Genomic DNA, 22,422 nt, shown 5'->3' on the forward strand with positions numbered 1-22,422 from the left:
GCTTGGCTGTCTGTTTTTTCTTTTTCCTGCCCGCCGTTTTTGTCCAGCCCCAACGGAGAGCTGCCATGACTGATTCCCCCGACCGCGACGAACGCCACTTGGCGCGCATGCTGCGCAAAAAAGCCGTGATTGACGAGCGCATCGCCAATTCCCCCAATGAGTGCGGCCTGCTGCTGGTGCTGACCGGCAACGGCAAAGGCAAGAGCAGTTCGGCGTTCGGCATGTTGGCCCGGGCCATGGGGCATGGCATGCAATGCGGTGTGGTGCAATTCATCAAGGGGCGTAACAGCACTGGCGAAGAATTGTTTTTCCGCCGCTTCCCCGAGCAGGTGCACTTTCATGTGATGGGCGAAGGCTTCACCTGGGAAACCCAGGATCGCCAGCGCGATATCGCCGCTGCCGAAGCGGCTTGGGCGGTGTCCCGGGCCATGTTGAATGACCACTCTATCGGCTTGGTGGTGCTGGACGAATTGAACATCGCCCTCAAGCACGGTTACCTTGACCTGGACCAGGTACTCAGCGACCTGCAAGCCCGCCCGCCCATGCAGCATGTGGTGGTCACCGGCCGTGGCGCCAAGCCTGAGCTGATCGAAATGGGCGACACCGTCACCGAAATGGGCATGCTCAAGCACGCGTTCCAGGCCGGTATCAAGGCACAGAAAGGCGTCGAACTTTGAATCAGCCCCGTCATTGCCCGGCCGTATTGATCGCCGCTCCGGCGTCCGGCCAGGGCAAAACCACGGTCACCGCCGCGCTCGCCCGTTTGCACCGCAACCTGGGACGCAAGGTGCGCGTGTTCAAATGCGGGCCGGACTTTCTCGACCCGATGATCCACGAGCGTGCCAGTGGCGCGCCGGTGTACCAGTTGGACATGTGGATGGTGGGCGAGCAGGAAAGCCGCCGCCTGCTCTGGGAGGCAGCGGGGGAGGCTGACCTGATCCTCATCGAAGGCGTGATGGGCCTGTTCGACGGCACGCCTTCCAGCGCTGACTTGGCGCGGCACTTCGGTGTACCGGTGCTGGGCGTGATCGATGGCACCGCCATGGCCCAGACGTTCGGCGCTTTGGCCCTGGGGCTGGCGCGCTATCAGCCCGACCTGCCGTTCGCCGGCGTGCTGGCCAATCGCGTCGGCACCCTGCGCCATGCGCAATTGCTTGAAGGCAGCCTCACCGAGGGCTTGCGTTGGTACGGCGCGTTATCCCGTGAGACCGGCATCGAACTGCCCAGCCGCCACCTGGGCCTGGTGCAAGCCAGCGAACTGAATGACCTTGATATACGCTTGGATGCTGCCGCCCAGGCGTTGGGCAGCAGTTGCGAAGTGGCCCTGCCGCCGCCGGTGACCTTTGCCGCGCCGCAAGTGGTCGAGGCCGAGCCCTTGCTGGCCGGTGTGCGGATTGCCGTGGCCCGCGACGAAGCCTTTGCCTTTACCTACGGCGCCAGCCTGGATTTGCTGCGGGCGATGGGCGCCGAGTTGAAGTTCTTTTCACCGATCCATGATCGCCAATTGCCTCAAGCTGACAGCCTCTATCTGCCCGGCGGCTATCCGGAACTGCACCACCAGGCATTGTCGGCCAATACCTCGATGCTGGGCGCAATTCGTGCTCATCACGCCGCTGGCAAGCCACTGCTCGCTGAATGTGGCGGCATGCTCTATCTGCTCGACTCCTTGACCGATGTGGACGGTACACGCGCCGAACTGGTTGGCTTGTTGCAAGGCGATGCGGTGATGCAGAAGAAACTCGCGGCCCTGGCGCTGCAAAGTGTCGAGCTGCCGGAGGGGACCTTGCGTGGGCATACCTATCATCATTCTCTGACCAGTACCGAATGGGCGCCGATTGCCCGTGGGCTTAGCCCTAACGGCGGGCGCGGTGCCGAGGCGGTCTATCGACAGGGGCGGATGACGGCGTCCTATGTGCACTTTTATTTTCCGTCGAATCCTGGCGCGGTGGCCGCGTTGTTCGCGCCAGACCTTGAGACAGCTATCGCAGGCAAGCCAGCTCCCACAGGGGAATGCATTCCAAATGTGGGAGGGGGCTTGCCCCCGATGAGGCCATGACTGACAACGCTTTCCCCCAAGCCGATCGCGAGGCCGTCTATCGCGCCATCGCCGAACGCCGCGACATGCGCCACTTCCGCGGTGGCAGCGTCGCGCCTGAACTGCTGCAACGCCTGCTCCACGCCGCGCACCAGGCGCCCAGTGTCGGCCTGATGCAGCCGTGGCGTTTTATCCGCATCAGCGACCGTTCGTTGCGCAGCCAGATTCAACAGTTGGTGGAAGAAGAGCGCGTGCGCACCGCCGAAGCTTTGGGCGAGCGCTCCGATGCGTTCATGAAGCTCAAGGTCGAAGGCATCAGCGACTGCGCCGAGGTACTGGTCGCCGCCTTGATGGACGATCGCGAGCGCCACATCTTCGGGCGCCGCACCTTGCCGGAAATGGACATGGCCTCGCTCTCCTGCGCCATCCAGAACCTGTGGCTGGCGGCGCGCGTGGAAGGGTTGGGCATGGGCTGGGTTTCGCTGTTCGACCCCCAGGCCCTGGCCGAGTTGCTGGGTTTGCCACCCGGCGCAAAGCCCCTGGCAGTGTTGTGCCTGGGCCCGGTGGCAGAGTTTTACCCGGCACCGATGTTGCAGCTCGAGGGCTGGGCCGAGCCGCGACCGCTAAGTGACATGCTGTATGAAAACAAGTGGGGAGTGAGTCAATGAGTGTGGCCTTGCTGTGTGTGGCTGCGGTGGCGCTGGATGCGCTGCTGGGTGAGCCCAGGCGCTGGCATCCGCTGGTGGCGTTCGGCAATTTCGCCGGGCGCATCGAGCAACGTTTCAATACTGGCGGGCGTGGCTGGCGCAGCCATGGTGTGACCGCGTGGTTTATCGCGGTGGTGCCGCTGACCCTGCTGGCCACGGCGTTGTCGTGGGCGCCTTATATCGGCTGGCTGCTGGAGATCCTGGCGCTGTACTGCGCCTTGGGCATGCGCAGCCTGGGCGAGCACGTAATGCCGGTGGCCCAGGCCCTGCGCAGTGACGACCTGGACGAAGCGCGCACGCGTGTGAGTTACCTGGTCAGCCGCCAGACCAGCGAACTGGACCGCACTGAAGTCGCGCGCGCAGCCACCGAATCGGTGCTGGAGAACGGCAGCGATGCGGTATTCGCTGCGTTGTTCTGGTTCGTGGTGGCCGGTGTGCCAGGCGTGGTGCTCTATCGCCTCAGCAACACCCTGGACGCCATGTGGGGCTATCGCAATGAGCGCTTTGAGCGTTTCGGCTGGGCAGCCGCCAGGATCGATGATGTGCTCAACTATATTCCTGCGCGTTTGGTGGCCTTAACCTACGCGCTATTGGGTAAAACCCGCCTGGCGCTCAAATGCTGGCGCACCCAGGGCCCGACCTGGGACAGCCCCAACGCCGGCCCGGTGATGGCGGCAGGGGCCGGAGCCTTGGGTGTGGAACTCGGCGGCGCGGCGATTTATCACGGCGAGGTGCATCAGCGCCCGCCATTGGGCGAAGGCCCGCCGGCCGACGCCGATTCCATTGATCGCGGCTGGCAACTGGTGCAGCGCGGCGTGTGGCTGTGGCTGCTGGTCCTGTGCGTGGGGGCGCAAATCTATGCTTGAACATGGTGGTCGGCTGCGTAAGGCCGCGATTGAGTACGGCATTGCCGAAGCGGATTGGCTCGACCTGTCCAGCGGCCTGGCGCCCTGGCCGTGGCCGATTCCCGAGATTCCCTTGCGTGCCTGGGCGCGCTTGCCGGAAACCGATGACGGCTTGGAGAAGGCTGCCAGCGAGTATTACGGTGCCGGCCCGTTGCTGCCGGTGCCGGGTTCCCAGGCAGCGATCCAACTGCTGCCGCGACTGCGTCGTTCCGGTAAGGTCGGCGTGCTTTCGCCCTGTTACGCCGAGCATGCCGAAGCCTGGCGCCGTGCCGGTTATGTGGTGCGTGAAGTGCAGGAGCAGGAAGTCGACTTCTTTCTCGACAGCCTCGACGTGCTGGTCGTGGTCAACCCCAACAACCCCACCGGCTTGAGCCTGAGCCCGCAACGCCTGCTGGACTGGCATGCGCGGCTGGCCCAGCGCGGTGGCTGGCTGGTGGTGGACGAGGCATTCATTGACGTGACCCCGGACTTGAGCCTGGCCAGCCATGCCGATCAGGTCGGCTTGATCGTGCTGCGCTCATTCGGCAAGTTCTTCGGCCTGGCCGGCGTGCGCCTGGGCTTTGTGCTGGCCGAGCGCAAGTTGCTCAAGCTGTTGGCCGAACAGGTCGGGCCCTGGGCTGTCAGTGGTCCGACGCGGGTGCTGGGCCAAGTGTGCCTGCGCGACACCGACGGGCATGCGCGCCAGCGCAGTCGTTGCATCGCAGCCGGCCAGCGTCTGTTCGAGTTGCTTGAGCGCCGCGGCCTTCAACCTCACGGTGGCTGCGCATTGTTCCAGTGGTTGATTACCCCTCACGCTGAACGGCTGTACGAGTTCATGGCCCAACGCGGCATCCTGCTGCGCTTGTTTGTGCACAACAGCAGCGTGCGCTTGGGCCTGCCCGGCACCGACGCCGACTGGCTGCGCCTTGACGAAGCCCTGGCCGCCTACAAGGACGCCACATGACCACGTTGATGGTGCAGGGCACCACCTCCGACGCCGGTAAAAGCACCCTGGTGACTGCGCTGTGTCGCTGGCTGGTACGCCAGGGCGTCGCGGTGGCGCCGTTCAAGCCGCAGAACATGGCGCTCAACAGCGCGGTGACCGCCGAAGGCGGCGAGATCGGCCGTGCCCAGGCGGTGCAGGCCCAGGCTGCCAACCTGGCACCCCACACCGACATGAACCCGGTGTTGCTCAAGCCCAACAGCGACACCGGCTCCCAAGTGATCATCCATGGCCGTGCTGTCACCAGCATGAATGCTGTGGCCTATCACGACTACAAAGCCATTGCGATGCAAGCGGTGCTGGCCTCCCACACGCGTTTGAGCCAGGCCTACCCGGTGGTGATCGTCGAAGGCGCGGGCTCACCGGCCGAGATCAATTTGCGCGCCAATGACATTGCCAACATGGGCTTCGCCGAAGCGGTGGACTGCCCGGTGCTGTTGATCGCGGACATCAACCGCGGCGGCGTGTTCGCCCATCTGGTCGGCACCCTGGAGCTGCTGTCGCCCAGTGAGCAGGCCCGGGTCAAGGGCTTCATCATCAACCGTTTTCGCGGCGATATCGCGTTGCTGCAACCAGGCCTGGACTGGCTCGAAGCGCGGACCGGCAAACCGGTAGTCGGCGTGCTGCCCTACGTGATGGACCTGCACCTGGAGGCGGAAGACGGCATCGACCAGCGCCAGATCGACAAGGCCGCCCAGGTGCTCAAGGTGGTGGTGCCGGTGCTGCCGCGCATCAGCAACCATACCGACTTCGACCCGCTGCGCTTGCACCCCCAGGTGGACTTGCAGTTCGTCGGGCCGGGCCAGGCGATACCTGCTGCTGACCTGATCATCCTGCCGGGCTCGAAAAGCGTGCGCAGTGACCTGGCCTATCTGCGTGCCAACGGCTGGGATACTGCCGTGGCGCGGCATCTGCGTTATGGCGGCAAGGTACTGGGGATCTGCGGCGGCTTGCAGATGCTCGGCGAGCAAGTCCATGACCCATTGGGCCTGGAGGGGCTTGCGGGCTCCAGTGCCGGCCTTGGGTTGCTGGCGTTCAGCACAACCCTGGAACAAGAGAAACAACTGCGCAATGTGCGTGGGCGTCTGGTATTGGAAGATGCCGACGTCAGCGGTTATGAAATCCATGCGGGGGTGACTTGCGGCGCTGCCTTGGCAAGCGCTGCGGTACTGCTGGACGATGGCCGCAGCGATGGCGCGCAGAGCCCTGATGGGCAAATTCTAGGCACCTACCTGCACGGCCTGTTCGAGACCCCGGCTGCGTGCAGCGCGTTGCTGCGTTGGGCCGGGTTGCAGGATGTGCAAGAGGTGGATTATCACGGCTTGCGCGAGCGCGATATCGAGCGGTTGGCGGACTTGGTGGAGCACCACTTGGACACCGATTTGTTGCGCAAGCTATGTGGGATCTGACGGTGTTCACACCATCCAACTGTGGGAGCTGGCTTGCCTGCGATAGCCATGTGTATCTGCACAACGCTGTAGTGCTCAACGGTAACCACGATGCGAAGCGAGCCGCTCTTGATCTGCTTTTGATCTTAGGCGCCCCGTTAAACCACGCTGGCCGGAATTCGACAGGGATTTGGGGGGTAAACCGGCAGGGATGCCGGTTTAGCCGCCCCGCGCCATGGATGGCGCGTGGCGGCGGCCCCCAAAATCCCTGTCGGATTACGGGCACACCGAGCCTAGGCGAGGTGCCGAGTGGTGGGGCAAGAGCGTTTTGCTTACTTTTGCGCTTTTCAAAAGTGAGCCGCCGTCAGGGCGGAACCCTAAGTGGCCGTTACCTACATAACGGATATGCACTCGGTCTAATCCAACATCCCAGTTGGCTGTCAGGCCGTCTTCGCAGCGATGCGGCGACCCGACAAGCCAGCTCCCACATTTGGATTGCGGAGCATCAGATGGATATGCGCCGGCTGTCAGACCGTCGCGAATGCGGTGGGTCAGCCATAGGTGCATTAACTGATACACCCTATTGGCGAGCAAACCCGCTCCCACATTGTTTGTCAGGGGCCTTTGCATGTATCAATTGATCCTCGGCGGCGCCCGTTCGGGCAAGAGCCGTCTGGCCGAAAAGCTTGCAGCAGAGAGCGGGCTTGCCGTCATTTATATCGCCACCAGCCAGCCGCTCGATGGTGAGATGAACGAGCGTGTCACTTTGCACCGCCAGCGTCGCCCCGACCATTGGGGCCTGGTTGAGGAGCCCATCGAGTTGGCGCGTGTGCTGCGAGAGAACGCCGCCACTGATCGCTGCCTGCTGGTGGATTGCCTGACCTTATGGCTCACCAATCTTCTGATGCTCGAAGACCCGGCGCGCCTTGCGTGCGAGCGTGATCAACTGTTGCAAACCCTGGCTTCGCTGCCGGGGGAAATCATTTTTGTCAGCAACGAGACCGGTCTGGGTGTCGTGCCGCTGGGCGAATTGACTCGCCGTTATGTGGATGAAGCCGGTTGGCTGCATCAAGCCTTGGCCGAGCAATGTCAGCGCGTTGTGCTGACGGTTGCCGGCCTGCCCCTGACTTTGAAAGGTACTGCGTTATGACCGACTCCTGGTGGCTCAACCCCTGCAAGACGGTGAATGCCACAGCCCACGAACAGGCGCTGGCGCGTCAGCAGCAGTTGACCAAGCCCGCTGGCTCCCTCGGCCAGTTGGAGGCCCTGGCGGTGCGGTTGGCGGGTTTGCAGGGCCAGGTCAAACCGTCGGTGGATCACCTGTGGATCGTGATTTTTGCCGGCGATCACGGCGTGGTCGCTGAAGGCGTGTCGGCATTTCCCCAGGCGGTGACCGGGCAGATGCTGCAAAACTTTGTCACCGGTGGTGCGGCAATCAGTGTGTTGGCGCGGCAACTGGAAGCGCAATTGGAAGTGGTTGACCTTGGGACGGTCACGCCGTCCCTGGATTTGCCCGGCGTTCGTCACCTGAATATCGGCGCGGGCACGGCCAATTTCGTGCATGGCCCGGCGATGACTCAGTCTCAGGGGCAACTGGCCCTGCAAGCCGGGCGAGACAGCGCACACCGCGCCCTGGCAGGCGGCGCGCAGCTGTTTATCGGCGGCGAGATGGGCATCGGTAACACCACCGCCGCCAGTGCCTTGGCCTGCGCATTGCTGGATTGCCAGGTCACTGACCTTACAGGCCCTGGTACCGGTTTGAACGCCGCAGGGGTCAGCCATAAGGTCGCGGTCATCGAGCGCGCCTTGGCGTTGCACGCCGGTCAGCGCGGCGATGCGTTGCAAACCCTGTTCAATCTCGGCGGTTTTGAAATTGCAGCCTTGGTTGGCGCCTACCTGGCCTGCGCCCAGGAAGGCATGGTGGTGCTGGTGGATGGGTTCATCTGCAGCGTGGCCGCGCTGGTGGCGGTGCGCTTGAACCCGGCATGCCGCGAATGGCTGGTGTTCGGCCATCGGGGTGCCGAGCCGGGTCATCGCCATGTGCTGCACAGCCTCGATGCGCAACCGTTGCTGGAACTGGGCCTGCGGCTGGGCGAAGGCAGCGGCGCGGCGTTGGCGGTGCCCTTGTTGCGTCTGGCATGCGCGCTGCACGGGCAGATGGCGACCTTCGCCGAAGCCGCCGTGGCGGATCGCCCCGCATGACCTTGCGCCTGGACCTGCTGCGCCACGGCGAAACCGAGCTGGGCGGCGGCCTGCGTGGCAGCCTGGACGATGCGCTGACCGCCAACGGCTGGCAGCAGATGCGCGACGCAGTGGTGGGGCAAGGGCCCTGGGATCGGCTGATCAGCTCGCCGCTGCAACGCTGCGCTCTGTTCGCCCGGGAGCTGGGGACGCAACTTGATTTGCCGGTGAGTCTGGAGCCTGACTTGCAGGAGCTTCACTTCGGCGCCTGGGAAGGGCAGAGTGCGGCCGCGTTGATGGATACCGATGCCGAAGGGCTGGGCTTGTTCTGGGCCAACCCCTATGGCTTCACGCCGCCGGAGGGTGAGCCTGTCATCCAGTTTTCCGAGCGCGTGCTTGGCGCTGTCGCCCGGCTGCATCAGGCGTACGCGGGCCAGCGCGTGCTGTTGGTCAGTCATGGCGGTGTGATGCGCCTGCTGCTGGCTCAGGCGCGAGGGTTGCCCCGTGAGCAACTGCTGAATGTTGAAGTGGGGCACGGTGCCTTGTTCGGCCTGCAGGTTGAAGCCGATGGTGTGTTGAAGGAAGGACTCTGACGATGCTGCCGTTCTGGATCGCCCTGCAATTTCTCAGCAGCCTGCCCATTCGCTTGCCGGGCATGCCGCAACCTCAAGAACTGGGCCGTTCGTTGTTGTTTTATCCGCTGGTTGGGTTGCTGTTCGGCGTGCTGTTATGGGGCCTCAACCAGGTGTTGCAGGGCGCCCCGTTGCTGTTGCACGCCGCGTTGCTGCTCACAGCCTGGGTGTTGCTCAGCGGTGGCCTGCACCTGGACGGCCTGGCCGACAGCGCCGATGCTTGGCTGGGTGGTTTTGGCGACCGCGAGCGCACCCTCAGCATCATGAAAGACCCGCGCAGCGGCCCGATTGCGGTGGTCACCCTGGGCTTGGTGCTGCTACTCAAGTTCAGCGCGCTGGTGGCATTGATCGAACAACACAATGGCGCCGCGTTGATCCTGGCGCCCCTGATCGGACGCGCTTCGATGCTGGCGCTGTTTCTCAGCACGCGCTATGTGCGGGCGGGCGGATTGGGCCAGGCACTGTCAGACCATCTGCCGCGAATTGTCGGCCAACAGGTGCTGATCCTCAGCGGGTTGGCCTGCATTCTGATCGGCGGTTTCAGCGGCGGCATCGCGGTGTTGCTGGCGGCACTGTGTTTCGTGTGGCTGCGCCAGTTGATGGTCAAGCGTCTGGGCGGTACCACGGGCGACACTGCTGGCGCACTGCTGGAGCTGCTTGAAGTCGCGGTGCTGGTCGGGCTGGCGTTGTAACGCTTTCTTGCAATTGATTAACTCCGGGTATATACACGCTCTATGCTTGCCTCCCAATGTTTATGCACCAACCTGCGACGGGCTGCCCGTGGCGTCAGCAGGCACTACGACGGCGCTCTCGACGGCTTCGGGATCAACGTTGCCCAGTATTCTCTGTTGTGCAACCTGCAGCGTCTCGACCAGCCGAGCATTTCCAGCCTGGCGGACGCCATGGGCCTGGATCGCAGCACCCTGGGGCGCAACCTGCGCGTCCTGGAAGGTGAGGGGCTGGTGCAGTTGGTCGAGGGTGACGATTTGCGCAACCGCCTGGTGGTGTTGACTGACGCCGGCCATGAACGGCTCGCCGCTGCGTTGCCGGCGTGGGAAGCAGCGCAACAGAAACTGATTGATAAGCTCGGCGCCGAAAAGCGCGAAATGTTGTTGGCCTTGCTGGATGAACTCGCCTGAATGGCGGTTTGTTCGACTACAAGCGGGTATATACCCGCGAACGGAGAATAAGAAATGACCTCGATGTGGCGCACCAGTGGTTGGGTCCTTTTAGGGAGTGCGCTGATCCTGGCGTTGTCCTTGGGCGTACGGCATGGCTTTGGCCTGTTCCTGGCGCCGATGAGCAGCGAATTCGGTTGGGGGCGTGAAACCTTTGCCTTTGCCATCGCCTTGCAGAATCTGATCTGGGGCTTGGCGCAGCCATTTACCGGGGCCTTGGCCGACCGTTTCGGCGCGACCAAGGCGGTGTTTGTCGGCGGGGTGTTGTACGCCGTCGGCCTGGTGCTCATGGGCATGTCCGACTCCGCGTGGTCACTGTCGTTGAGCGCAGGTTTGCTGATTGGCATTGGCCTGTCCGGCACCTCGTTCTCGGTGATTCTCGGCGTGGTTGGCCGCGCCGTTGCGCCGGAAAAGCGCAGCATGGCCATGGGCATTGCCAGCGCCGCTGGCTCGTTCGGCCAGTTCGCCATGGTGCCCGGCACCCTCGGCTTGATTGGTTGGCTGGGCTGGTCCGCAGCGTTGCTGGCGCTGGGCTTGATGGTGGCGTTGATCCTGCCGCTGGTCGCCATGCTCAAGGACCGGCCGCTGGCGGTCACGGTGGGCCAGCAAACCCTGGGTGAAGCGCTGAAAGAGGCCTGCTCCCACTCCGGCTTCTGGCTGCTGTCCTTCGGCTTTTTTGTGTGCGGTTTCCAAGTAGTGTTTATCGGTGTGCACTTGCCGGCGTACCTGGTCGACCAGCACCTGCCGGCCACGGTGGGCACCACGGTGCTGGCCTTGATTGGCCTGTTCAACGTATTTGGCACCTACACGGCGGGTTGGCTCGGTGGCCGCATGTCCAAGCCACGTCTGCTCACCGGCTTGTATCTGTTGCGGGCGGTAGTGATTGTGTTGTTCCTGTGGGCGCCGGTCACCGAATTCACGGCGTATCTGTTTGGCATGGCGATGGGCTTTTTGTGGTTGTCCACGGTGCCGCTGACCAATGGCACCGTCGCGACCCTGTTTGGGGTGCGCAACCTCTCGATGCTCGGCGGGATCGTGTTCCTGTTCCACCAACTGGGCTCGTTCCTCGGCGGGTGGCTGGGCGGGGTGGTCTATGATCGAACCGGCAGCTACGATTTGATCTGGCAGGTGGCAATTTTGCTCAGCCTGCTTGCCGCCGCGCTGAATTGGCCGGTGCGTGAGCGGCCGGTGGCGCGCATTCAGGCGCAGATGGAGGCGGCATGAGCATGACAGCGCGTCTTATGCTGTTGGCTGTGGGGCTGGGGTTGTTGCTGCTGGCCTGGTGGGGTTGGCAACGGGGCGGCCTGGCGTTGATGCAACTGGGCATGGCGATCTGCTAAGTTGTGGGTCTGAACTGACTCAAGGACTTTTGACATGCAGATGCGCTGGCTCGCTGTACCCGTCCTGATGGCTATTGGCAGCGTGGCGATGGCCGCCAGTTGCCCACCGTTGCTGGAGGGCCAACTGCCCAAGCTGCGGGCCAAGGAATCCATCGACCTGTGCCAGCAATTCGCTGGCAAACCCTTGGTGATCGTCAACACGGCGAGCTTCTGCGGCTTTGCCCCGCAATTCAAGGGCCTGGAAGCGTTGTATCAGCGCTACAAGGGCGAAGGTCTGGAAGTGATCGGCGTGCCGTCCGATGACTTCAAACAGGAAGCCAAGACCGGGGAAGAAACCGCCAAGGTCTGCTACGTGAATTATGGCGTGACCTTCACCATGACCGAGCCGCAGAAGGTCAAGGGGCCGGATGCGGTGCACCTGTTCAAGGTGCTTGCACAGCAGGCCGACGCCGCGCCCAAGTGGAACTTCTACAAGTATGTAGTGGATCGCCAGGGCAATCTGGTTGCCAGTTTTTCTAGCCTGACCAAGCCGGACAGTCCGGAGCTGATCAAGGCGGTGGAACAGGCATTGGCTTCCAAACCCTGACCGTCAGCCAAACAAAAGCCCCGCCTCCTTCACAGGAGAGCGGGGCTTTTTTATACGACTGCGGTTAGAACTTGTAGGTCATGCCCAAGCCGAAACCGTTGGCGCTGTTTTCATACTTGGCGTTGTAGCTGGCCAATTGGTTGGAGCGCGAGATCTTGACGTCCTCTTCCTTCAGGTAGGAGTAGGCCAGGTCGATGGTCATGTTATCCATGACCTGGTAGCCCAGGCCCAGGCTGAAGATAGTACGGTCGCCGGTCGGGATGCGCGGTGAGCGATCCGTGTTGTTGGTAGGCGACTGGTCGAATGTCAGGCCGGTACGCAGTACCACTTGCTTGGTGAGCTGGTACGAAGTACCCACGGCGTAGGCCCAGGTGTCGTGCCAGTTCTGGTCTTCCTTGATTGTGCTGACCAAGCCTGGGGCAAGCGCGCCGCCAGTAGCGCCGCTGACGCCTTCGTTCTTGACGGTGATGTCTTTCAGGCGGCTCCAGCGTGTCCAGGTTGCACCGGCATAGAGTTTCCACGCGTCGGTCAGGTCTTGAGTGACGGACAGGTCGTAGGACTCAGGTGTGTCGATTTTCAGCGAGGCGTCATAGCGGTTGCTGCGCAGGAACGGCGAGGTCGCGGTCGGTGCGGTGACTTCGGTGTGGCCGTCCAGCTTGTAGCTGACCTTGGAGTGGTAGGTCAGGCCGACACGGGTGGTATCGGTGGCTTGGACCAGTACGCCGATGTTGAAGCCCAGCGCGGTGTCGTCACCCTTGATCTTGATATTGGTGTCTGGCGCGCGAGGGTTCAGCGTCAGGTCCGATTCCAGGGTGCCGGCGATGCGGTTGATGGTCGGGCCAAAACCCACGGAAACGCGATCGTTGAAGGCGTAGCTGACGGTCGGTTGCAAGGTGATGACTTTCACTTCGCTCTTGCTGCCAAAGCCACGGCCCTGGAAGCCGCTTTCGTAGTCGGTTACCAGGCCGAACGGCGCATAGACGCCGAAGCCGACAGCCCACTGGTCGTTGAGCTTATTGGTGTAGAAACCGAAAGGCACGGCAGTGAAAGGCACCATATCGCCTTTGTTGCTGCCAGCGGAGCGGCCGCTGACATTGCTGATATCGGTGGAGGCATCAATGGCTGCAACGCCACCGGTGATCTGTTGGCCTTCCAGGCGTGCCATACCGGCAGGGTTACCGAACACAGTGCTCGCATCATCGGCAGAAGAAGAGCGACCTGCGAAACCGGTACCCATCCCGCTGACGCTCTGTTCGTTGAGGGCAAAGCCGCTGGCGAACAATTGGGAGGATGCCATGGCAACGGCGAGGCTAAGTGTGGTCTTGAGCATTACTTTTTTCATTATTAGAACTCCGTGTGATCACCGCTGCGGAAAGTATCAATAAATTTCACATCGCGCTATAGGCTGTAATGCAGGAGATAGAGCGGTTTTGTAGGACAATCCGACCAAAATTGCCGTTTTTTGCCGAATCTTGCAATTTGCCCGGTCAGCAAGCTGCCTGTTTCATGGGGCTTACACAGGTTTGCCACGCTTGGGTGAAATCTCGCAGGCGGCCTTGTGGATGGAATATTTCTTTCCAGATACGCGCCATGGCCAGCACATCGCCGGGTGCGGGTAGGGCAGGGCGCTGTTGTTCCACCAGCAACCAGGCGATGGCCGTGGCGTAGCGCAGGTTCACGGTCAACTCCAACTGAGGCGCGCTGAGGAACGCATGTTGGCTGGCCAGCCCGCGCACCAGGCTGGCGCGTTCAGGGTCCAGGGCCAGGTAGTCATCCCAGAGGGCGCGGTGACGTGGTTCGGTGATGCTGTAAAGGCCATGGCCGCGCCGGTCATGCAGCGCCGAGCCCAGTTCTGACTGGCTGGCGGCAATTCCCAGCAGCAGGGATTCGGCTGTCGAGCTGTGACGGCCGAGGTACATCAGCGTCGGCCGGATCACATAGCGACACAATTCACTGGCGGCAATACCCATACGAGCCTCAGTCCTTGCAAAGAGTGGACGAGCCTGAGAAGGGGAGCTTGGCAGCAATGAATCGGATCTCAGGCCCGTCGTAAGCGGATCATGCCGCTTGACTTGAAGTGTAGTGTCATATTCCTGATGTAAAGGACTGTTTTTAAAACATCTTCTGCAATCGGTTATAACGTTTATATCGATTTGTACTTAGCGCCACGGACTCAAGGCCAAATTCCAGGCAATAAAAAACCCTGTTGTTCAAACAGGGTTTTTGAGGTTTCAGCGACGCGGGTCGATCAGGCGGTCAGTGCCTGACGGGTACGATCGATCACGGCCTGCAGCGGTTCTGCGCTGGAGTATTGATCGGGGTACAGGCGTTCGCTGTGACGAGCGATGCCGTGTTCGTTGACCAGGGTGAAGCTGAAGCAGCCTTTGCGAGCAGCCATGATCAGGCAGTTCATTGGGGCAAAAGCGTTGGTGAGGGCGCGAATGGCATCCTGAGTGTGGATTTGAGCGTTCATATTATTGGTGTTCCTACAAATGACACGGATAAGAACCGTGCAACGTTAAAACGTTCCAGTAACGCTGATCACCATTGATCAAACGAAGAACCCGACTGGAACAAAGCAGCCAGTTTGAAGCGCTATGGAATTAGGCGCGCTTGGGCTGGCAGGTAGGTACTTAGGAGGGCAGGCAACACAACAGGGGCAAAGGTTCTGGGCCCGGGGTGAAGATCCTGATCAATTTGCAGGTTGGTTCGGTCAGAGTATTGGAACTTCGCGCCACCCTTTGCTTGTTCAAAGGCAGTGTCGTCGCAAGGAATACCTGGAAACCATCGAGGTGGCCGATCCCATGTGGTTCAGGGGACGTATTCGACCAGAATTGACTTTCAGCTTGGTACTAACGCCGCGGATAGTAACGGATTGAAACAGGGAAGGGAAGGCCGATTGCAAAAAACTTCGATCAGCCGCCGAGCAACTCGCGATAGACCAGTATGGTCATGGACGCGGCCAGGGCGCACCCCAGCCCATAGGCGGCGAGCGTCAATCGCAAGGACTGGCCGGTCTCGATCATGTGGATCACTTCGCGCATGTCATTGATCTTTCCGTCACTGAGTTCGATGCACAGGACCACGGCGGTAAAGGCTGCTGACAGCAAGATAGCAATGGCGAACAGTGCGCCGTCCGGAGAGGGGAGCGCCGCATTGATTCCCAGGGAGGTCGCGCAGATGGCCAGAAGCAGCCCGGCGAATAACAGAATTCCTTTCATCGGCCCTACTGGTTTGCATTGTCGGTGGCGCAGTGTGGCGAGCCGAGGCGGATTTGAAAAGCCCTCGGGTTTGCCCGGTCAGTAACATGTTTAACCGGTGTTGAATCAAAAAACGCCGCCGATATAACCAGTCGATCGGGACTTGTGCACATTTGTGGCCAAGGGTGTAACCCTGCTCTCACTGGTGTGCAAGTGCGCCCATTTGCCTGTAATCAAAATTTAAGTCAATGAAAAATCTCGCTTTTTTTTATTGGTGAAAAAATCGTCAGTTTGACTGCGGCCCCCGTTCCATGGGGCTTTGCGCCTGTTCTAGGGGGGTTGTCCACTGAGTTATCCACAGCTTCTGTGGATTGTCCCGAGCGCTTGCTCTAGGACGGGCGTGCACGGTTTTTTCAGCTTTACCTGTACGAAAAAAAGAGTAGAGTGGCGCGCCTTCCGTTCTGCCCCACAGTGCTTTATGAAGTTTCGCTCAGTATCACCTTCTGTTACCGACACGCCCCAAACTGTTACCGCACCCAAGCGTTTTTCCTTGAAGGTCGCATTGTGGCTGCTCGACAGCCCGCGCCTGGGGCAGAGCACCAATATCAAGCATCTCGCCGGACGCTTGCTCAAGCAGCCCGCCCGCGAAGGCGTGGTGGCCGCTCAGAGCCGTCTTGGCCAACTGATGTGCCGCGAGTGCGGAAATGCCCGTGACCGGCGCATCGGCCACGATTTGTTGCGTTCGGCTGCCCGCGCCGGCGACCGTCGCGCCCAGCGCGAACTGGGGCAGGTCGAAGACTGAGCTGTCCTCCGGCCTTAGGCTTGGTTAACCTTGATCTTTTTCGGTGATGGCAGAAATGGCTATGGTGTTTGACTGGACCAGTATCGCCTTGGGTCTTGTGGGTGCAGCCGTGCCGCTACTGGCGCTGTGCTGGCAACTCCAGCGGCGCCTGACCGCACGCACCACCGGTTGGGAACTGCTGGAAGAACGCCTGGCAACCGCGCAACTGGCCCAGGAAGGGCTCGCCGCGCAACTGGACGCCAGTCGCGATGAGATCAGTGACCTCAGCCAGGCCAATGCCGCCAAACAAGCCGACCTGGCGGCGCTGCGCCGTGAAGTCGAGTTGTTGCAGATCGACCGCGATAACGCCCGCGATGCCGCGCACGCCTGGAACCTCGACCGCAGCGCCAAGGAAACCGAACTGCGTCGCCTTGACGCCTTGGCCGCTGCCCTGAGCGCCGAATTGCGCGAGCAGCAAGAGAGTCATCAGCAACGACTCACCGACCTGCAAGGCTCACGGGACGAGCTGCGTGCGCAATTTGCCGAGCTGGCCGGCAAGATCTTCGACGAGCGTGAGCAACGCTTCGCCGAAACCAGTCAGGAGCGGCTGGGCCAACTTCTGGACCCGCTCAAGGAACGTATCCAGTCCTTCGAGAAGCGTGTCGAAGAAAGCTATCAGAACGAAGCCCGTGAGCGCTTTTCCCTCGCCAAAGAGCTTGAGCGCCTGCAGCAATTGAACCTGCGTCTGTCGGACGAAGCCACCAACCTGACTCGCGCCCTCAAGGGCCAGAAAACCCAGGGCAACTGGGGCGAGTTGATTCTTGAACGGGTGCTGGAGCACGCGGGCCTGGAGAAGGGCCGTGAGTACCAGACCCAGGTCAGCCTCAAAGGCCCGGATGGCGAGCGTTTCCAGCCCGACGTGCTGATCATGTTGCCGGGCGACAAGCAGGTGGTGGTCGACTCCAAGGTCAGCTTGACCGCCTATCAACAGTACGTTGCGGCGGATGACGAGGTGATTGGCCAGGCCGCCTTGAAGCAACACGTGCTGTCCCTGCGTAATCATGTCAAAGGCTTGGCCGGCAAGGACTACAAGCGCCTGGAGGGTTTGCACAGCCTGGATTTCGTCCTGCTGTTCGTACCGATCGAGGCTGCCTTTTCTGCGGCATTGCAGGCCGAGCCCAACCTGTTCCAGGAAGCCTTCGACCGCCATATTGTAATCGTCAGCCCCACGACCCTGCTCGCCACCCTGCGCGTGATCGACAGCCTGTGGAAGCAGGAGCGCCAGAGCCAGAACGCACGGGAAATTGCCGAGCGTGCCGGTTGGCTGTATGACAAGTTCGTGCTGTTTATCCAGGACCTGGACGAAGTGGGCAACCGGCTACAACAGCTGGACAAGGCCTACAGCGCGGCGCGCAACAAGCTGACGGATGGGCGTGGGAACCTGGTCAGCCGTACCGAGCAACTCAGGTTGCTCGGTGCCCGCGCCAGCAAGAGCTTGCCGGCGGATCTGCTGGAGCGGGCGATGACCGATTCGGATGGCGTGGCGCATCTCCCGGAATAAAAGGGGCTAAATTGTAGGAGCGAGCTTGCTCGCGAAAAACTCATAGGCGCCGCGTTTATTCAGGAAACACGCGTTATCATTGACGTTTTTCGCGAGCAAGCTCGCTCCTACAGGGGCAAATGTCTGCTCAATAGCGCCCGCAGCGCCGCCGGCTTCACCGGCTTGGCCAAGTAATCCAACCCCGCCCCATGCACCTCGGCCACCATCTCCGGTCGCCCATCGGCACTGATCACTACGCCGGGAATCGGCTCGGCCAGTTGCGTACGCAGCCAGCCCATCAACTCGGTACCGGTTTCGCCGTGGTCCAGGTGGTAATCCACCAACGCCAGTTGCGGGCGGATACCCTCGGCCAGCAATGCCGCGCATTCGGCCTGGTTGGCGGCCGTCCAGACTTCACAGCCCCAGCGCGTGAGCAGGCTGCGCATGCCGATCAGGATGCTGTCTTCGTTATCCACACACAGCACGCGTGCGCCACTCAAGGGCAGGCCGGTTTCTGCGGGCGCCTTGGGTTGCACGCTGGTCTGGTTACGGGCCAGCGGCACGCACACGCTGAAGACGCTGCCTTTGCCCGGCCAGGAGCGCACGCTCAGGCGATGGCCCAGCACGCGGCACAGGCCGTCGGCAATCGCCAGGCCCAGCCCCAGGCCCTTTTCGGCACGGGTCTGGTGACTGTCCAGGCGCTTGAACTCTTCGAAGATCACCTTTTGTTTATCGGGCGCAATACCAGGCCCGCGATCCCAGACCTCCAGGCAGAGTTCGCCCTTGCGACGACGTACGCCCAGCAGCACCGGGCCGTCGGCATAACGGAAGGCATTGGTCAGAAAATTCTGCAAAATCCGCCGCAGCAGCTTGATGTCGCTGTCCACTCGCAAACGGCTGCCGCGCCAGCGGAAGCGCAAGTGTTGCTCCTGGGCCAGCGCCTTGAATTCTGCTCCCAGGGTGTCGAACAGCTCGTTGAGAACAAAGGGCTGGCGTTGTGGGTTGATCTTGCCGTTTTCCAGGCGCGAAATGTCCAGCAAATCGCTGATCAGGTCTTCGGCCGAGCGCAGTGAGCTATCCAGATGCTGCACCAACTGCCGTGCCTCGCCGGACAGGCCATCGGTCTGGTGGGAAAGGGCGGCGGAAAACAGCCGCGCAGCGTTCAGCGGTTGCATCAGGTCATGGCTCACGGCCGCCAGGAACCGCGTCTTCGACTGGCTGGCGGATTCGGCCACGCCCTTGGCGTCGGTGAGGGCCACGTTCAGTTGCGACAGTTCATGGGTGCGCTCGGTCACCCGCTGCTCCAGGCCCTCATTAGCCTCGGTCAGCGCTTGTTCGGCTTCGCGGAACGCGGTGATGTCGGTGAAGCTCATGACAAACCCGCCGCCGGGCATCGGGTTGCCGATCAACTCGATCACCCGGCCATTGGGGAACAGGCGCTCGGAGGTGTGCGCACGCCCCTGGCGCATCCAATGCAGGCGACGCGCCACGTGCACTTGCGCTTCACCGGGGCCACACAGGCCGCGCTCGGCGTTGTATCGAATGATGTCTGCAATGGGCCGGCCGACGCTGATCAAGCCGTCCGGGTAGTTGAACAGTTCCAGGTAGCGCCGGTTCCAGGCCACCAGCTTGAGCGACTGGTCCACCACGCTGATGCCCTGGGTGATGTTCTCAATGGCACCTTGCAACAGAGCGCGGTTGAACTGCAGCACTTCCGAGGCTTCGTCGGCGATACGGACCACGTCCTCCAGTTGCATTTCCCGCCCTTCAATCGCCGCTTTCACCACCGCCCGCGTCGAGGAGGCTCCGAGTACGCCGGCGAGCAAGCGTTCGGTGTGGGCGATCCAATCGTTATCGGCATTCTGGTTGGGGTTGAAGCCTTTGCCCTGGCGATAGGCGAAGCGAATAAAACTCTGCTGGGCCCGTTCTTCCCCGACGAAGCGTGCAGCCAGGCTGAGCAGGTCGCTGATCTGCACCGACAGCATGGAGCGTGCACTCGCACGCTGGCTGATTTCCTGGCCGATAAAACGGCCTGCCTGCCAGTGCTCGGAAACCCGTGTGCGCGACAGCATCGACACCCACACGAAGAGGGTGAAGTTACCTGCCAGGGAGAACACGGTGCCCAGGGTCAGCGAGGTGACCGACAGCCCGAACGGGTGGGAGTGCATCCAGGTCAGGCCGGGGAAAAGGTTGAGCGACCAGCCCAGACTTTTCGCCGTCACTGGCAAGACCAACGTGTAGAACCACAGGAAAGTACCGGCGGCCAAACCGGCAAACACCCCACGCCGGTTGGCCTGCTTCCAATAGAGGGCGCCGAGCATCGCCGGGGCCAGTTGGGTCACAGCGGCAAAGGCGATCTGGCCGATGGTCGCCAGGCTGGCGGTGGAGCCCAGCAAGCGGTAGCTCACGTACGCCAGCAGCAGGATGATCACAATGCTCACCCGGCGAACCGACAGCATCCAGTGACGGAAGACTTCGAATGGCCGCTCGGCGCTGGATCGGCGCAACAGCCAGGGCAGCAGCATGTCGTTGGAAACCATGGTCGACAAGGCGATGCTCGCTACGATGACCATGCCAGTAGCCGCCGATGCACCGCCAATGAATGCCAGCACGGCGAGGGCAGGATGGGCCTCGGCCATTGGCAGGCTGATCACATAGGAGTCCGGCAGCACCGAGCTGGGCAACAGCATCTTGCCGCCCAGGGCGATGGGCACCACGAACAGTGCCGCGAGGATCAAATAAGCCGGGAACACCCACTTGGCCAGGCGCAAATCCTGGGGGTCGATGTTCTCCACCACCGTCACATGAAATTGTCGCGGCAGGCAGATGATCGCCATCATGGCGACGCCGGTCTGTACCACCATCGAAGGCCAGTTGATGGTCTCTTTCCAGTATTCCTCAAGGCGCGGGGCGAGCATGGCCTGGCTGAACAGATCGCCGAAACCGTCGTACAAGCCGTAGGTGACAAACGCACCGACGGCGAGAAAAGCGAACAGCTTGACCAGCGACTCAAAGGCAATCGCCAGCACCATGCCGCGGTGGTGTTCGGTGGCGTCGAGGTTGCGTGTACCGAACACGATGGTAAACAGCGCCAATACCAGCGACACAATCAAGGCCGTGTCCTGGGCGCGGGTTCCGGTGGTGTCGGGGCCGGCGCCGATCAGCAGGTTCACGCCCAGCACGATGCCCTTGAGCTGCAACGCGATATAGGGCAGCACGCCGACCAGGCAGATCAACGCCACCACCACCGCCAGGGACTGGGATTTGCCGTAGCGGGCGGCGATAAAGTCGGCGATTGAGGTGATGTTTTCCTGCTTGCTGATCAGGATCATCTTTTGCAGCACCCAGGGTGCCAGCACCAGCAACAGCACAGGTCCCAGGTAGATCGGCAAGAATGCCCACAGCTGTTCGGCCGCTTGGCCTACGGCGCCGAAGAATGTCCAACTGGTGCAGTACACCGCCAGCGACAGGCTATACACCCAGGCACGCACGCGCGGCGGCAGCGGCGCATGGCGGCGGTCACCGTAAAAGGCGATGGCAAACATAGTGGCCATATAGGCCAGGGCAACGGCGGCGATCAGCCCGCTGGACAGCGTCATGGTAACTCCGAGCATAAGAACACCCGGGCATTCCAGGCCCGGTTGGACAGTCTCGCATGATGCCTGGTGTTAGTCAGTGTCGACCAAGGTCGTGTGGGATCGAATGTCGCAGGCGGCGCTCAGCGTGGCGGCAGGGTTTTCTGGCGCAGGATGTAGATCGTCACCAGCACCGCACTGGTCAGCATAAAGCCCCGTGCCCATGGCAGTGGTACCAGGTAGCAGGAAATCGAGATGCTCAGCCACATCAAGCCGATGGCGTAGACCTTGCCTTTGAGCGGGATGCCATTGCCGTCCAGGTAATCGCGCACCCAGGGCCCCAGGCGCGGGTGTTCCACCAGCCAGTGGTAGAAGCGCGGGGAGCTGCGAGCGAAGCAGGCGGCGGCGAGTAGCAGGAAGGGTGTGGTCGGCAGTACCGGCAGGAAAATACCGATGACTCCCAGCGCTACGCTTAGCCAGCCGATGACCAGCAGCGCATAGCGCAGGAGCAGTGGACGGTTGCCCATGGGTTCCACGGGCAAGCGACTCAATGGTTACGTGGCTTGAGGATCGCCGGTTTTTCGTCAGGCGCGTTGCACAGCAGGTACAGCGCGGTCAGGGCTTCCGGGATCTGCACGATCATGTCGTCCATCAGGTTGGCGTCGGCGGCGATGTCGGAGAACTCTGCTTCCTCTTCGAACAGGCCCGAACCGACCATGATCGGCAGCAGCATTTCGCTGACTTCTTCTTCGGCGGTTTCGAACCAGGCGGCTTCGCGCAGGAATACGCCTTCCATGAAACCGATGCACCAGCCGCGCAGGTCGGAGTCATCCGGATCGTGGCCCAGATCCAGCTCGCACGGCAGCTCGAACTCTTCGTCGGAGGCCAGTTGGCGCGCGATGTGGGCCTTGAGGGCGATCAGGGTGGATTCGATTTCTTCGCGATGGGCGGCGTCGCTGTAATGAGGCTCTTCAGCGAACAGCGCGTCGATCCATTCACGGTCCGGGACGGGGTCGGAGCAGATCGACAGGGCGGTCAGGTAGCCGTGGGCGGCCACGTAGTCCAGCGCCTCGTCATGCAGCTCATCGGCGTCGAGGAAGGCTTGCAGGCGGGTTAGTTGCTCAGCGAAGGACATTGAAGGGCTACCTTGGGAATAAACGATGCTGAATTCTAGGCTTTCTTGAGCGCCCAGGCCAGCCGCACGGCATATTTGCCCGGTTTTAGCCTGGTGCGTCTATTCGTCAGTCGCGCCCTTTGGTGGATAACGCTCGGGTATACTGCCGCGTTTTGTGATGCCCCTGCAGGCCCAGCGCCAATCCGGGAAAACTTCGCTTACGGATTATTTTTCGTGAGCGCGGATATTTTCGGCCAGCCTGTATTGAGGGATTTCGG

22 protein-coding genes are annotated in these 22,422 nt (G+C 61.8%); 15 read left to right on the forward strand and 7 right to left on the reverse strand.

The features are described from left to right. Nucleotides 1-65 precede the first annotated feature (65 nt). The 13 genes from cobO to BT204_RS16275 all read left to right on the forward strand — a co-directional run bounded on the left by cobO (nt 66) and on the right by BT204_RS16275 (nt 11,934). Complete coding sequence (gene cobO, locus BT204_RS16210) at nt 66-677, forward strand: cob(I)yrinic acid a,c-diamide adenosyltransferase (protein ID WP_072447485.1); 612 nt, start codon at nt 66-68, stop codon at nt 675-677. Further along, on the forward strand, nt 674-2,056 hold the full coding sequence (locus BT204_RS16215; protein ID WP_072447487.1) for a cobyrinic acid a,c-diamide synthase CobB: 1,383 nt from the start codon (nt 674-676) through the stop codon (nt 2,054-2,056). Before cobO ends, BT204_RS16215 begins: the two co-directional genes overlap by 4 nt. After that, entirely contained in the window at nt 2,053-2,703 is a 651-nt protein-coding gene (gene bluB / locus BT204_RS16220) for a 5,6-dimethylbenzimidazole synthase (RefSeq protein WP_034128328.1), read from the forward strand. Before BT204_RS16215 ends, bluB begins: the two co-directional genes overlap by 4 nt. After that, nucleotides 2,700-3,608, forward strand: coding sequence for an adenosylcobinamide-phosphate synthase CbiB (gene cbiB, locus BT204_RS16225; RefSeq protein ID WP_072447489.1), 909 nt, complete (start codon nt 2,700-2,702; stop codon nt 3,606-3,608). The genes bluB and cbiB overlap by 4 nt, the downstream gene beginning before the upstream one ends. Continuing rightward, nucleotides 3,601-4,590 carry a threonine-phosphate decarboxylase CobD gene (gene cobD / locus BT204_RS16230; protein ID WP_054899033.1) on the forward strand — a complete coding sequence of 330 codons (990 nt, stop codon included), beginning with the start codon at nt 3,601-3,603 and terminating at the stop codon, nt 4,588-4,590. Before cbiB ends, cobD begins: the two co-directional genes overlap by 8 nt. Continuing rightward, nucleotides 4,587-6,038 carry a cobyric acid synthase gene (locus BT204_RS16235; RefSeq protein WP_054899032.1) on the forward strand — a complete coding sequence of 484 codons (1,452 nt, stop codon included), beginning with the start codon at nt 4,587-4,589 and terminating at the stop codon, nt 6,036-6,038. The genes cobD and BT204_RS16235 overlap by 4 nt, the downstream gene beginning before the upstream one ends. A gap of 607 nt (nt 6,039-6,645) precedes the next feature. Continuing rightward, nucleotides 6,646-7,167 carry a bifunctional adenosylcobinamide kinase/adenosylcobinamide-phosphate guanylyltransferase gene (gene cobU, locus BT204_RS16245; RefSeq protein WP_060764462.1) on the forward strand — a complete coding sequence of 174 codons (522 nt, stop codon included), beginning with the start codon at nt 6,646-6,648 and terminating at the stop codon, nt 7,165-7,167. Further along, nucleotides 7,164-8,219 carry a nicotinate-nucleotide--dimethylbenzimidazole phosphoribosyltransferase gene (gene cobT / locus BT204_RS16250; protein ID WP_057976926.1) on the forward strand — a complete coding sequence of 352 codons (1,056 nt, stop codon included), beginning with the start codon at nt 7,164-7,166 and terminating at the stop codon, nt 8,217-8,219. Before cobU ends, cobT begins: the two co-directional genes overlap by 4 nt. After that, nucleotides 8,216-8,791 carry an alpha-ribazole phosphatase family protein gene (cobC, locus tag BT204_RS16255; protein ID WP_034128334.1) on the forward strand — a complete coding sequence of 192 codons (576 nt, stop codon included), beginning with the start codon at nt 8,216-8,218 and terminating at the stop codon, nt 8,789-8,791. Before cobT ends, cobC begins: the two co-directional genes overlap by 4 nt. A 2-nt stretch (nt 8,792-8,793) precedes the next feature. Further along, nucleotides 8,794-9,522: an adenosylcobinamide-GDP ribazoletransferase gene (locus BT204_RS16260; protein WP_054920193.1), complete on the forward strand. Its 729-nt coding sequence runs from the start codon at nt 8,794-8,796 to the stop codon at nt 9,520-9,522. Nucleotides 9,523-9,564: 42 nt separating this feature from the next. Then, nucleotides 9,565-9,969 carry a MarR family winged helix-turn-helix transcriptional regulator gene (locus BT204_RS16265; RefSeq protein WP_003193031.1) on the forward strand — a complete coding sequence of 135 codons (405 nt, stop codon included), beginning with the start codon at nt 9,565-9,567 and terminating at the stop codon, nt 9,967-9,969. A gap of 63 nt (nt 9,970-10,032) precedes the next feature. After that, entirely contained in the window at nt 10,033-11,232 is a 1,200-nt protein-coding gene (locus BT204_RS16270) for an MFS transporter (RefSeq protein WP_175550973.1), read from the forward strand. 150 nt (nt 11,233-11,382) lie between these two features. Continuing rightward, a complete protein-coding gene (locus BT204_RS16275; protein ID WP_034128338.1) occupies nt 11,383-11,934 on the forward strand; it encodes a glutathione peroxidase in 552 nt (183 codons plus the stop codon). A gap of 64 nt (nt 11,935-11,998) precedes the next feature. On the opposite strand, the gene BT204_RS16280 is transcribed toward BT204_RS16275, so the two are convergent. The 4 genes from BT204_RS16280 to BT204_RS16300 form a co-directional block, all read right to left on the reverse strand. Next, on the reverse strand, nt 11,999-13,276 hold the full coding sequence (locus BT204_RS16280) for an OmpP1/FadL family transporter (protein WP_003193026.1): 1,278 nt from the start codon (nt 13,274-13,276) through the stop codon (nt 11,999-12,001). 145 nt (nt 13,277-13,421) lie between these two features. Next, entirely contained in the window at nt 13,422-13,904 is a 483-nt protein-coding gene (locus BT204_RS16285) for a hypothetical protein (protein ID WP_054899027.1), read from the reverse strand. Nucleotides 13,905-14,182: 278 nt separating this feature from the next. Then, nucleotides 14,183-14,407, reverse strand: coding sequence for a hypothetical protein (locus BT204_RS16290; protein ID WP_034128340.1), 225 nt, complete (start codon nt 14,405-14,407; stop codon nt 14,183-14,185). 442 nt (nt 14,408-14,849) lie between these two features. Then, nucleotides 14,850-15,155 (reverse strand): hypothetical protein, encoded by a 306-nt coding sequence (locus BT204_RS16300; protein ID WP_072447492.1) that lies wholly within the window; start codon nt 15,153-15,155, stop codon nt 14,850-14,852. A 457-nt stretch (nt 15,156-15,612) separates the two neighbouring features. Here BT204_RS16300 and BT204_RS16305 point away from each other — a divergent pair, with 457 nt between their 5' ends. Together BT204_RS16305 and rmuC are read left to right on the forward strand one after the other, a co-directional pair. After that, nucleotides 15,613-15,936: an SEL1-like repeat protein gene (locus BT204_RS16305; protein WP_034128342.1), complete on the forward strand. Its 324-nt coding sequence runs from the start codon at nt 15,613-15,615 to the stop codon at nt 15,934-15,936. Nucleotides 15,937-16,111: 175 nt separating this feature from the next. Next, nucleotides 16,112-17,476, forward strand: coding sequence for a DNA recombination protein RmuC (gene rmuC / locus BT204_RS16310; RefSeq protein WP_169918249.1), 1,365 nt, complete (start codon nt 16,112-16,114; stop codon nt 17,474-17,476). 107 nt (nt 17,477-17,583) lie between these two features. Here the strand turns inward: rmuC and BT204_RS16315 are convergent, their stop codons facing one another. From BT204_RS16315 to BT204_RS16325, 3 genes are all read right to left on the reverse strand, one after another. Next, nucleotides 17,584-21,054, reverse strand: coding sequence for a hybrid sensor histidine kinase/response regulator (locus tag BT204_RS16315; RefSeq protein ID WP_072447494.1), 3,471 nt, complete (start codon nt 21,052-21,054; stop codon nt 17,584-17,586). A gap of 119 nt (nt 21,055-21,173) precedes the next feature. Next, nucleotides 21,174-21,557, reverse strand: coding sequence for a YbaN family protein (locus BT204_RS16320; RefSeq protein WP_072447496.1), 384 nt, complete (start codon nt 21,555-21,557; stop codon nt 21,174-21,176). Between the two features lie 20 nt (nt 21,558-21,577). Further along, a complete protein-coding gene (locus BT204_RS16325; protein ID WP_072447498.1) occupies nt 21,578-22,165 on the reverse strand; it encodes a UPF0149 family protein in 588 nt (195 codons plus the stop codon). Between the last annotated feature and the right edge of the window lie 257 nt (nt 22,166-22,422).

Origin of the sequence: Pseudomonas sp. NFPP02 (assembly GCF_900119355.1) — a bacterium.
GTDB lineage: Bacteria > Pseudomonadota > Gammaproteobacteria > Pseudomonadales > Pseudomonadaceae > Aquipseudomonas > Aquipseudomonas paracarnis.

Coding starts and splice junctions, on each gene's coding strand:
- BT204_RS16235 (WP_054899032.1), top strand. CDS start 4,587: ATGACCACGTTGATGGTGCAGGGCACCACCTCCGACGCCGGTAAAAGC.
- BT204_RS16315 (WP_072447494.1), bottom strand. CDS start 21,054: ATGACGCTGTCCAGCGGGCTGATCGCCGCCGTTGCCCTGGCCTATATG.
- BT204_RS16300 (WP_072447492.1), bottom strand. CDS start 15,155: ATGAAAGGAATTCTGTTATTCGCCGGGCTGCTTCTGGCCATCTGCGCG.
- BT204_RS16260 (WP_054920193.1), top strand. CDS start 8,794: ATGCTGCCGTTCTGGATCGCCCTGCAATTTCTCAGCAGCCTGCCCATT.
- cobU (WP_060764462.1), top strand. CDS start 6,646: ATGTATCAATTGATCCTCGGCGGCGCCCGTTCGGGCAAGAGCCGTCTG.
- cobD (WP_054899033.1), top strand. CDS start 3,601: ATGCTTGAACATGGTGGTCGGCTGCGTAAGGCCGCGATTGAGTACGGC.
- BT204_RS16280 (WP_003193026.1), bottom strand. CDS start 13,276: ATGAAAAAAGTAATGCTCAAGACCACACTTAGCCTCGCCGTTGCCATG.
- BT204_RS16290 (WP_034128340.1), bottom strand. CDS start 14,407: ATGAACGCTCAAATCCACACTCAGGATGCCATTCGCGCCCTCACCAAC.
- cbiB (WP_072447489.1), top strand. CDS start 2,700: ATGAGTGTGGCCTTGCTGTGTGTGGCTGCGGTGGCGCTGGATGCGCTG.
- cobC (WP_034128334.1), top strand. CDS start 8,216: ATGACCTTGCGCCTGGACCTGCTGCGCCACGGCGAAACCGAGCTGGGC.
- cobT (WP_057976926.1), top strand. CDS start 7,164: ATGACCGACTCCTGGTGGCTCAACCCCTGCAAGACGGTGAATGCCACA.
- BT204_RS16325 (WP_072447498.1), bottom strand. CDS start 22,165: ATGTCCTTCGCTGAGCAACTAACCCGCCTGCAAGCCTTCCTCGACGCC.
- BT204_RS16285 (WP_054899027.1), bottom strand. CDS start 13,904: ATGGGTATTGCCGCCAGTGAATTGTGTCGCTATGTGATCCGGCCGACG.
- BT204_RS16275 (WP_034128338.1), top strand. CDS start 11,383: ATGCAGATGCGCTGGCTCGCTGTACCCGTCCTGATGGCTATTGGCAGC.
- BT204_RS16320 (WP_072447496.1), bottom strand. CDS start 21,557: ATGGGCAACCGTCCACTGCTCCTGCGCTATGCGCTGCTGGTCATCGGC.
- BT204_RS16270 (WP_175550973.1), top strand. CDS start 10,033: ATGTGGCGCACCAGTGGTTGGGTCCTTTTAGGGAGTGCGCTGATCCTG.
- bluB (WP_034128328.1), top strand. CDS start 2,053: ATGACTGACAACGCTTTCCCCCAAGCCGATCGCGAGGCCGTCTATCGC.
- BT204_RS16305 (WP_034128342.1), top strand. CDS start 15,613: ATGAAGTTTCGCTCAGTATCACCTTCTGTTACCGACACGCCCCAAACT.
- cobO (WP_072447485.1), top strand. CDS start 66: ATGACTGATTCCCCCGACCGCGACGAACGCCACTTGGCGCGCATGCTG.
- BT204_RS16265 (WP_003193031.1), top strand. CDS start 9,565: ATGCTTGCCTCCCAATGTTTATGCACCAACCTGCGACGGGCTGCCCGT.